At 64.7% G+C, this 10,300-nt stretch carries 10 protein-coding genes; 9 read left to right on the top strand and 1 reads right to left on the bottom strand.

Translation table 11 applies throughout. The features are described from left to right. Positions 1–204: 204 nt before the first annotated feature. Positions 205–669 (bottom strand): CopD family protein, encoded by a 465-nt coding sequence (locus N878_RS03900; protein ID WP_021442381.1) that lies wholly within the window; start codon positions 667–669, stop codon positions 205–207. Positions 670–792: 123 nt separating this feature from the next. On the opposite strand from N878_RS03900, the gene dinG reads away from it, so the two are divergent. From dinG to N878_RS03860, 9 genes are all read left to right on the top strand, one after another. After that, positions 793–2,937, top strand: a complete 2,145-nt coding sequence (gene dinG, locus N878_RS03895; protein WP_021442380.1) for an ATP-dependent DNA helicase DinG — start codon at positions 793–795, stop codon at positions 2,935–2,937. A 111-nt stretch (positions 2,938–3,048) separates the two neighbouring features. Further along, positions 3,049–3,528: a hypothetical protein gene (locus N878_RS28280; protein ID WP_122108686.1), complete on the top strand. Its 480-nt coding sequence runs from the start codon at positions 3,049–3,051 to the stop codon at positions 3,526–3,528. Positions 3,529–3,634: 106 nt separating this feature from the next. Next, complete coding sequence (locus tag N878_RS03885) at positions 3,635–4,780, top strand: EstA family serine hydrolase (protein WP_021442378.1); 1,146 nt, start codon at positions 3,635–3,637, stop codon at positions 4,778–4,780. 72 nt (positions 4,781–4,852) lie between these two features. Next, on the top strand, positions 4,853–5,506 hold the full coding sequence (locus N878_RS03880; RefSeq protein ID WP_021442377.1) for an OmpA family protein: 654 nt from the start codon (positions 4,853–4,855) through the stop codon (positions 5,504–5,506). 34 nt (positions 5,507–5,540) lie between these two features. Beyond that, the gene (pdxH, locus tag N878_RS03875; protein WP_021442376.1) at positions 5,541–6,188 is read left to right on the top strand and encodes a pyridoxamine 5'-phosphate oxidase; all 648 of its coding nucleotides are present in this window, start codon (positions 5,541–5,543) and stop codon (positions 6,186–6,188) included. 406 nt (positions 6,189–6,594) lie between these two features. Continuing rightward, positions 6,595–6,753: a hypothetical protein gene (locus tag N878_RS28275; RefSeq protein ID WP_021442375.1), complete on the top strand. Its 159-nt coding sequence runs from the start codon at positions 6,595–6,597 to the stop codon at positions 6,751–6,753. Between the two features lie 335 nt (positions 6,754–7,088). Further along, on the top strand, positions 7,089–8,852 hold the full coding sequence (locus tag N878_RS03870) for a PAS domain-containing methyl-accepting chemotaxis protein (protein WP_021442374.1): 1,764 nt from the start codon (positions 7,089–7,091) through the stop codon (positions 8,850–8,852). 249 nt (positions 8,853–9,101) lie between these two features. Next, the gene (locus N878_RS03865) at positions 9,102–9,611 is read left to right on the top strand and encodes a ProQ/FINO family protein (protein ID WP_021442373.1); all 510 of its coding nucleotides are present in this window, start codon (positions 9,102–9,104) and stop codon (positions 9,609–9,611) included. A gap of 107 nt (positions 9,612–9,718) precedes the next feature. Next, on the top strand, positions 9,719–10,300 hold a 582-nt coding region (locus N878_RS03860), incomplete at its 3' end, for a sugar diacid recognition domain-containing protein (RefSeq protein WP_021442372.1).

The raw sequence follows: 10,300 nt of genomic DNA, 5'->3' as shown, positions 1-10,300 counted from the left end.
CCTTCGCGCCCCGGGCCAGCCCGGCCGGCAAGGCAGCCCGGGGCGCGAAGGCGAACTGCAGGTGGTGCGCTTCTAGCCGCGCGCCTCTGCCCGCCCGGTGCGCGATGCGCGCCGATGGGTAGGTTGGTGCTGAGCCCGGCGAAGCCCAACAGGCAGCCTGCAGGGCTTGGCCCGGCGATCCCCTGTCGGTGGCGTCGGCTCGCCTCAGAAGCCCGGCCGCAGCGCCGCGATGCTCACCAGCAGCAGGCCGATCAGCAGGTTGCTGCCCACCACCTTGCGAATCCTGCCCAGGACTTCGCCGCCGGTCGGCCAGTTCTCGGCTTCCACCGCACGGCGCAGTTCCGGCAGCTGCAGGGCCTGGATGCGCAGGAACAGCGCCAGCATGGCCAGGTACAGCCCCATCATGATGTGCACGTAGCGCGGCGCCGCATCGAAACCGCCGTAGCCCAGGTGCAGCATGCCCACGCCGCTGACCGGCAGCACCAGCACCGCCGCCCACACCCAGACGAAGAAGCGCTGGAACACGCTCAGCCACAGGCGCAGCCGCGCCGGCGCCTCCAGCACCTGAACCGCGGCCGGGCGCAGGATCATCCAGGCGAAGAACATGCCGCCGACCCAGATCAGGGCGGCCAACAGGTGCAGGGTGTAGAGCGGGGCGTAAGGCGTCATGCGGCGTCTCCGGTCGAGGCAGGGGCGGCGCGATGGAATCTGCGCCGAAGCGATTAGCGCGCTATGATAGCGGCCGATGCTCAAACACTGAAAATTTATCCAGCCTTTTTCGCCCTAGATCCCATGCTCAGCACCGAACTCAAGTCCCAGATCCAGGGCGCCTATTCCCGCTTTCTCGAGGCCAAGTCGCTCAAGCCGCGCTATGGCCAGCGCCTGATGATCGCCGAGATCGCCAAGGTGCTCGGCGCAATCAAGACCGACGACGAGGGCAAGCGCCTGGGCGAGCCCGCCGTGGTCGCGGTGGAGGCGGGCACCGGTACCGGCAAGACGGTGGCCTACAGCCTGGCCACCATTCCTACCGCCAAGGCGGCCGGCAAGCGCCTGGTGATCGCCACCGCCACGGTCGCCCTGCAGGAGCAGATCGTGCACAAGGACCTGCCGGACCTGTTGCGCAACAGCGGCTTGAATTTCAGCTTCGCCCTGGCCAAGGGCCGTGGCCGCTACCTGTGTCTGTCCAAGCTCGACCACCTGCTGCAGGACGGCGCCGCGCAGAGCGCCACCGCCCAGCTGTTCGAGGAGGAAGGCTTTCGCATCGATGTCGACGAGCAGGGCCAGAAGCTGTTCACCGCGATGATCGAGAAGCTGGCCGGCAACAAGTGGGACGGTGACCGCGACAGCTGGCCCGAGGAGCTGGAGGACAGCCGCTGGTCGCAGCTGACCACCGACCACAGCCAGTGCACCAACCGCCATTGCCCGAACTTCCAGCAGTGCGCCTTCTACAAGGCCCGCGAAGGCATGGGCAAGGTCGACGTGATCGTCACCAACCACGACATGGTGCTGGCCGACCTGGCCCTCGGCGGCGGCGCCGTGCTGCCCGATCCGCGCGAGACCATCTACGTGTTCGACGAGGGCCACCACCTGCCGGACAAGGCCATCGGCCACTTCGCCCACTTCACCCGCCTGCGTTCCACTGCCGACTGGTTGACCCAGATCGACAAGAACCTGACCAAGCTGCTGGCGCAGAACCCGCTGCCGGGTGATCTCGGCCGCTTGATCGAACAGGTGCCGGAGCTGGCCCGCGAGCTCAAGACCCAGCAGCAGTTCATGTTCGCCGCCTGCGAGCAGCTCGCCGACTTCAAGGCCGGCGAGGACATGGAAGGCCGCGAGCGCCCGCGTCACCGCTTCGTCGGCGGCGTGGTGCCCGAGCACCTGCGCGAGCTGGGCCTGGAGCTGAAGAAGGGCTTTTCCAAGCTCAACGATCTGTTCACCGGCGTCACCGAACTGCTCAAGGAAGCCATGGACGGCGAGGGCGCCAACGGCATCGCCAGCCACCAGGCCGAAGAGTGGTACCCGCTGTTCGGCAGCCTGCTGGCGCGGGCCAAGGGAAATTGGGAACTGTGGCTGGCCTTCACCGCCGAAGACCCCGAGGAAAGCCCGCCGATGGCGCGCTGGCTGACCCTGGCAGATGGCGGCGCGCTGTTCGACATCGAGGTCAACGCCAGTCCGATCCTCGCCGCCGAGACCCTGCGCCGCAACCTGTGGAACGTCGCCCATGGCGCCCTGGTGACCTCGGCCACCCTCACCGCCCTGGGCACCTTCGACCGTTACCGCATGCGCGCCGGCCTGCCCAAGGCGGCGGTCAGCGCGGTGGTGCCGAGCCCCTTCCACCATGCCGATGCCGGTGTGCTGCGGGTGCCCGACCTCAAGGCCGACCCGCGCGAGGCGGCGGCGCACACCGCGGCCATCGTCCGCGAGTTGCCCGGCCTGGTGGCGGGCAGTCGCGGCACCCTGGTGCTGTTTTCCTCGCGCAAGCAGATGCAGGAGGTGTTCGACGGCCTCGACCGCGACTGGCGCAAGCGCGTGTTCATCCAAGGCAACCTGTCCAAGCAGGAGACCCTGAACAAGCACAAGGCGCGGGTCGATTCCGGTGAGGAGAGCGTGTTGTTCGGCCTGGCCAGCTTCGCCGAAGGCGTCGACCTGCCCGGCGCCTATTGCGAGCACGTGGTGATCGCCAAGATCCCCTTCGCCGTGCCGGACGACCCGGTGGAGGCGGCGCTGGCCGAGTGGATCGAGGCGCGCGGCGGCAACCCCTTCATGGAAATCGCCGTGCCCGACGCCTCCCTGCGTCTGGTCCAGGCCTGCGGGCGCCTGCTGCGCACCGAGGCCGACCGCGGCACCATCACCCTGCTTGACCGCCGGGTGGTCACCCAGCGCTACGGCAAGGCGATTCTCAACGCGCTGCCGCCCTTTCGTCGACAGATCGACTGAATGACGGCGCCGCTCGTCCGGGTGGCAGAACCTTGGGGCTGAAACGCCACTCGAACGACTGTCCGCGCCTCGTACTCCGCGGCGGCGATCATCCTCTGACGGGAGAGCATCATGGCTACAAGAATGACCAAGTTGCTGGCAGCTGGTGCTTGCGCGCTGATGATGGCGGCGCTGAGCGCGCCGCCGGGTAGTTTGCTCGTGGACTCCGCCGAGGCGAGAGAGGGCGGCGGCGGTGGAGCCGGTGGTGGCGGTCGCGGCGGCGAGGGTGGCGGTGGCCGTGGTGGTGACGGTGGTGGTCGTGGCGGCGACGGTGCCGGTCGTGGTGACGGCGGCATGGGCCTGGGCGGCGGAGTGGGGCGCAGCGGCCAGGCCGATGGCGCCAATAATGGCAAAGGCCTGACCAGTCGCGGTGACAATCGGGGTAGCACCACCTCGGCGGCGGCTCGCTCCGACGAGACTTCGGGGCTGGCCAAGGCGATGGGCGTGGTCTCTACCACCGCAGCCTCCGTTGCCGCCGCCTTGGGGCTGCAAACCGCGGTCGACCGCCAGGCGGCGCGCGACGAGGTGAACGAGCCGCCGGTCGAGGAATAGTCCGCCGCCAGCCAGGCGGCCGGTGGTCGAGAACCGCGCCAGGTGCTGCTGCATCCTCGCGCTGGGCGTGGCACCATTACGCGCTTTCCGCCAGCAAGGATTTTTCGTGCAGATTCAAGGCTACTTCGACCTCAGGTTCGAGCCGCTCAAGGACGCCTTCGCCGCGCTCTTCGACGACCCGCAGGAGCGCGGCGCCGCGCTCTGCGTGCAGATCGGCGGCGAGACCGTGGTGGACCTTTGGGCTGGGGTGATGGACAAGGACGGCCAGCAGGCCTGGCACAGCGACACCATCGCCAACCTGTTCTCCTGCACCAAACCCTTCGCCGCCGTGGTCGCCCTGCAGCTGGTCGGCGAGGGCAAGCTGGAGCTGGACGCGCCGGTGGCGCGTTACTGGCCCGAGTTCGCCGCCGCCGGCAAACAGCGCATCACCCTGCGCCACCTGCTCTGCCATCAGGCCGGCCTGCCGGCGCTGCATCAGATGCTGCCGGCCGAAGCGCTGTACGACTGGCCGACCATGACCGCCGCGCTGGCCGCCGAAGAACCCTGGTGGCCGCTGGGCGAGGGCCATGGCTACGCACCCATTACCTATGGCTGGCTGATCGGCGAGCTGATCCGCCGCGTCGAAGGGCGCGGGCCCGGCGACAGCATCGCCGCGCGCATCGCCCGCCCGCTGGGGCTGGATTTTCATGTCGGCCTGGCTGACAGCGAATTCGATCGCGTCGCCCATATCGCCCGCGGCAAGGGCAACCTCGGCGATGCAGCGGCGCAGCGCCTGCTCAAGGTGATGATGAGCGAACCGACGGCGCTGAGCACGCGCGCCTTCACCAACCCGCCGTCGATCATGACCAGCACCAACAAGCCCGAGTGGCGGCGCATGCAGCAGCCGGCGGCCAATGGCCACGGCAACGCGCGCAGCCTGGCCGGCTTCTACGCCGGCTTGCTCGACGGCAGCCTGCTCGATGGCGAGCTGCTCGGAGAAATGACCCGTGAGCACTGTGTCGGCGAGGACCGCACGCTGCTCACCAGTACCCGCTTCGGCCTCGGCTGCATGCTCGACCAGGCCCAACTGGGCAACGCCACCTACGGCATGGGGCCCTACGCCTTCGGCCATCCCGGCGCGGGCGGCTCCAGCGGTTTCGCCGACCCGGAGCGCGACGTGGCATTCGGCTTCGTCACCAACAATCTGGGACCGTTCGTCTTGATGGACCCGCGTGCGCAGAAACTTGCGCGCGAGTTGGCGCAATGCCTGTAACGGCCGGTCTACACTGCCCGGCAACATAAGTTGTGAATTAATCCGCTTTGACTGTTAGAACCTGGGGGCTTCATGCGCGCCAATAAGATCTTCGCTTTCACCTGCTGCCTGCTGATCGCCGGCTGCGCCGGCTCGGAAAAGAAGGAAGTCGCCAAAGCGGCGGTCATGCCGCCGCCGCAGGTGACCCGCGCCTGGCTCGACGAGTACGAGCCGCGCTTGCGCGAGGCGGTCAAGGGCAGCCACTTCGAGTTCGAACGGCGCGAGAACCTGCTGGTGGTCACCGCCCCGGTGCAGGGCTCGTTCAACCCGGATCGTCCGCACATGCTGTTGCCGGTCAGCCTCGGCCCGATCACCCGCGTGGCCAAGCTGCTGGAAGCCGACGAAGACGTCGCGGTGGTGGTGCTTGGGCATGCCGACAGCAGCGGCGATGCCAGCCGCAACCGCGAGCTGAGCGACCTGCGTGCGCGCGCCGTGACCTCGATCTTCCGCCTGAGCGGCCTCAAGCAGAACCGCCTGCAGGTGCTGGGCCTCGGTTCCGATGCGCCGCGTGCGGCCAACGACAGCGCCGCCGGCCGTGCCCTCAACCGCCGCGTGGAAATCCTCCTGACCTCGCGCGACACCATGCACGGGCTGATCGCCAAGTACAGCCGGCCGGCCAAGGCAGACCCCGCCGCCGGACCCAAGGTGGCTGCCGTAGATCAAGGAAAAAGCAGCAAGTCGGAGTAAGCTTGGTGGCATTTCCCCATCGTGAGGAACTGCCATGACCCAGACGCTGGCCGATATGCGCCGCGACTACACCCGCGACGGCCTGAGCGAAGCCCAGGCCCCGCTGGAACCCTTCGCCCTGTTCCACCAATGGTTCGCCGAGGCGGTGAAGACCGAGCAACTGCCGGTCGAACCCAATGCCATGACTCTGGCCACGGTGGACGAGGAGGGCCGCCCGCACTGCCGGGTGCTGCTGCTCAAGGGCCTCGACGAGCGCGGCTTCACCTTCTTCAGCAACTACGACAGCGCCAAGGGGCGCCAGCTGGCGGCGCGTCCGTTCGCCGCGATGACCTTCTTCTGGCCCAGCCTGGAGCGCCAGGTGCGCATTGAAGGGCGGGTGGAACGGGTCACCCCCGGCGAGTCCGACGCCTACTACCAGGTCCGTCCGCTGGGCAGCCGCATCGGCGCCTGGGCCTCGCCGCAGAGCCGGGTGATCGCCGGGCGCGACGAGCTCGAAGGGCTGCTGGCCGAGACCGAGCGGCGCTTTCATGACCAGGCGCCGCACTGCCCGCCGTACTGGGGCGGCTACCGCCTGCTGCCCGAGCGCATCGAATTCTGGCAGGGCCGCCCGAGCCGCCTGCACGACCGCCTCAACTACCGCCTGCAGGGCGAGGGTTGGCTGCGCGAGCGCCTGGCGCCCTGATAGGCGGGCCGGTATGGTGCGCGCGCCGGGCAATGGCTTTCAGGTTTCTTAAGCGCCTTCTGAATAGCAACCCGCTCGCCTTGGGGCGGGATGCTTTGAGGTTGTTTTGGGGATGGCTGCTTCGTCCAAGAGCGGACGTTGAGAGTAAAGAAATATATCCATCTCTTTTCCCGTCTTCAGCCCCAGAAGCCCTGTCAAGCAAGACTCTATTTTTTGTTTACCTATCCCCTCGATCACGCTAGTTTCAGCCAGGCTAGCACAGTGCCGCTATCGTGAGTTTCCTGGCTCATGTCGGTATACGCCAGCCTTAGCCCAGCAGGTACCTACTCTGGCACATTAAAGGACCATCGAATTTTCGTAGTAACCGCGCGAGGACGCTGCGGTTTCAGCTCTTGTAGGAAGTGTTATGGATGGCGTCACCTTCAAACAGGTCGATCAGTATGGCCTGTGTTGTGTTGAGAATTTTTCCGATGAGCTCAAGCAGGCACTGGGGGACAACCTCACTCGGGTCTGTCATGGCGCTGATCAGGCAAGCAAAGACAGGGCGATCGCCTCGTTAATATGATGGTCGCAAATGGAGAGAGCGATTTATTGATTTTTGAGGCAAGAATGAACCTCAAGCCAAATTGATAATGGGTGCAGGACTGAAGAAGTAACGAATTTATATACAAAGGGGAGCGATTTATCTTCCCCTCGCGACCGTCCGCACTTGGCCGGTTAACGACGCCCGAGGACTGGCAGGGGCGATGGCGATAGTCATCGACTGATGGCTCGCGCGCTCGGCAGCCCCTCAACCAAGTACCGCCGACGAGAGCATCTAGACGTGGCATGCGGGGCTTAAATTCGCCCCGGCTTGCCGTTAAACAAAAAGCAGAATTATCCGGATGGCCAGGAACCTAGATGCTTAATCTATTTCGTAAAAGATCTGCCTTGGATGTGATGGATGCTATCGAGCAGACGCAGGGGGTCATCGAGTTCGATCTTGACGGCAAAATAATTCGAGCCAACCAGAAGTTCCTGGACTTGTTGGGCTATTCGCTCGACGAAGCTCGCGGCCGCCATCACAGCATCTTTGCCACCCCTGATTACGCCCGGAGCCCGGAATACCGCTCCTTCTGGCAGGATCTGCGGGCAGGCAGGCCTCAGACTGGAGAGTTCAAGCGGCTCAGCAAAAGCGGGGAGCCTGTTTGGATTCAGGCAACCTACACCCCGATTATTCGTGGCGGCAGGGTCCAGCGGATCATCAAGTTTGCCACCGACGTTACCGCCCAGGTGATCGAGGGCGCCCGCATTCGCGCGCAGATGGAGGCCATCAATCGCTCACAGGCGGTTATCGAGTTCGGCCCTGATGGCACGATTCTCGAAGCCAACGAAAACTTCCTCAACCTGATGGGTTATTCCCTGGCAGAGATTCGCGGCAAGAAGCACCAGATTTTTGTCCGTGAGTCCGAGCGCACATCCAGGTCTTACGCCGAATTCTGGAACAAGCTGCGCGCCGGCAACTTCGAGACAGCCGAGTACGAGAGGATCACCAAGAGTGGCCGTCCTGTCTGGATTCATGCCACCTATAACCCCATTTGCAGCTCCGATGGCGAGGTTGTGCGAGTCATCAAGTTCGCCAATGACATTACCGCCGAGGTGCTTCGCAATCAGGAATTCAAGCTGCTCTCCCTGGTCGCCAACGAGACAGACAACTCCATCGTCATCACCAACAAGGATGGCTTCATCCAGTATGTGAACCAGGGCTTTACCAAGCTCACCGGCTACAGCCTGGATGAAGTGGTCGGGAAGAAGCCGGGCCACTTCCTGCAGGGGCCGGCCACTGACATGGAAACCGTCGCGCAGATCAGGGATGACCTGCGTAACAACCGCCCCATTTACAACGAGATCCTGAACTACGGGAAAACGGGCGAGCATTACTGGATTTCGCTGGCGATCAATCCCATTTTCAACGCTGCGGGTGAGGTCGAGCAGTACATCTCAATTCAGGCCAATATCACCCAAACCAAGGAGCTGTCCCTTGAGTCGGAAAAGCGGTTTGAAGCTATCAGCGTCACCAATGCCGTAGCTGAATGGGGAACTGATGGCTTGATGTACTCGGCCAACGGTTACTTGATCCAGCACCTGGGTTTCCAGCAGGCATCGGAGCTGCTGCGCCTCAAGCTCAACCTTCGCGATATTCTGGGCAGCGAAGTCTTTTCGAGACTGCTCAAGGGTGAGCAATACGCTGGCGGTTATACGATCCCAGGCAAGGATGGGCGCACCATCCAATTCAGCGGGGCCGTCTGCCCAATCACCGATTCGATTGGCAGGATTCAGCGCCTGGTCAGCTACGGCATCGACGAGCAGGCCAAGCATGATGCCTCGCTGGTCACGGATCGCGAGATGCGCCTTGTACAGGAGTCGAGCACCCAGATCGCCAACATCATCGCAACGATCAACTCGATCACCCAGAGAACCAACCTCTTGGCCTTGAATGCCGCCATTGAGGCGGCCAGGGCCGGTGAGTCAGGACGCGGCTTCGCCGTGGTCGCTGATGAGGTTCGCAAGCTCGCCCAGCAGTCAGCCGATTCAGCAACAGAGATCACCCAGCTGGTCACCGAAAGCACCGAACGAATCGACCGCTTGAGCGCATCCCTGAATGCCCTGCTGTCCTCATCGTAGATGCTAGGCTCTTGCGCCTATGTGCCCATCGCCTCATCTGGCTTCTGATCTAGCCGCTGTCACCAACTGAATCGCACGAGCTTTAGTTGCCATTGGATGGCTGCTTCTGGCCGAAAACCGCCCTCCATAAGTCTCTGCGGCCTGTCCATCACCTACCGCCGGGCACGCCAGCCGCCAATAAGGCTGTACGAAACGAGCACATAAGATACCTTTGCGCCACGAACCAACCAGGACAGTGCGAACCGAACGATGGGTTTTGAACAATTAGCCGAGCTACGTGACCGTCTGCGGGCTGAAAAAGAGCAGATAAAGACCGCAAGCGCGAAGCCGCAAAAGCGCAAGGCGCCGCAGAAAGCCAAGCCACGCGAGCAGGATCCTACCGTCGAGGCGATCTGGAGGTTGCAGAAGCACTTCCCCTTGGCTTTCCCGGTCAATCCGGCACCCAAGGTGCCGCTGAAAGAGGGCATTCTCAAGGATGCCGAGCAGCATCTGCAGTTGCTCGGTATCACAGGTGAGCAGCTCAAGCTGGGTATTGCCGCCTGGTGCCGGGGCGGTCGCTACTGGGCTGCCATGACGGAAAATGCGCCGCGTCTGGATCTGCAAGGCCAGCCTGCTGGCGTGGTGACGGCGGCGCAGGCGCTGCATGCCAGGCAGCAGGCCAGGCGGCAACGTGCCGAAGCACGGCGCAATCAGGCCAAGGCGAAAGCGCCAGCGGACGACAAGGCCGTCGAGAGCGTTGCGCAGCCAAGCGCGGAGTAAGCCCTCTGGCAGCCTGATGGCGTTTCGACTCACTTGCGTCTGGATGGCCGCATCGTGAGGGCCGCTGATCGGCCTACAATGGCGGCCTTCCCCGCGAGGCCGCCCGCATGCTCGAACTCGACTCCACCCTGGCGCAGCACATAGTCGACCGCGCCATGGCCATCCTGCCGCACAACATCAACGTGATGGATGCCCAGGGCATGATCATCGGCAGCGGCGATCCCAGTCGCCTGCACACCCGTCACGAAGGCGCGCAGCTGGTGCTGGCCAACCGCCGCGTGGTGGAGATCGACGCCCAGGCCGCCGCCTGCCTGCGCGGCGTCAAACCCGGGGTCAATCTGCCGCTGCTGCATGGTGAACGGCTGATTGGCGTGCTCGGCATCACCGGCGACCCGGAACTCGTGCGGCCCTACGCCGAGCTGGTGCGCATGGCCGCCGAGATGCTGGTCGAGCACCGTGTGCTGCAGGCCGAGCGCCACTGGCAGCGCCACCAGCAGGAGGCCTGGCTGCGCCAGTTGCTCGATCCGCAGCAGAGCCTGGCCAGCCTCGAGGTCGAGGCCGAGCGCCTGGCGCTGCAGCTCGCCTGGCCGCGGCAGATGTGCCTGCTGCGGTTGAGCGAGGAGGGCGACCCGCTGCCGCGCCAGGCGCGTCTGCTCGCCGCCCTGGGTGGCAAGGGCGAGCACCTGGTG

The sequence above is a fragment of the Pseudomonas sp. EGD-AK9 genome (assembly GCF_000465935.2).
Taxonomy (GTDB): Bacteria; Pseudomonadota; Gammaproteobacteria; order Pseudomonadales; family Pseudomonadaceae; genus Aquipseudomonas.
Note: the sequence above shows the minus strand (reverse complement) of the source record. Positions and strands in the feature narration are given on the sequence as shown.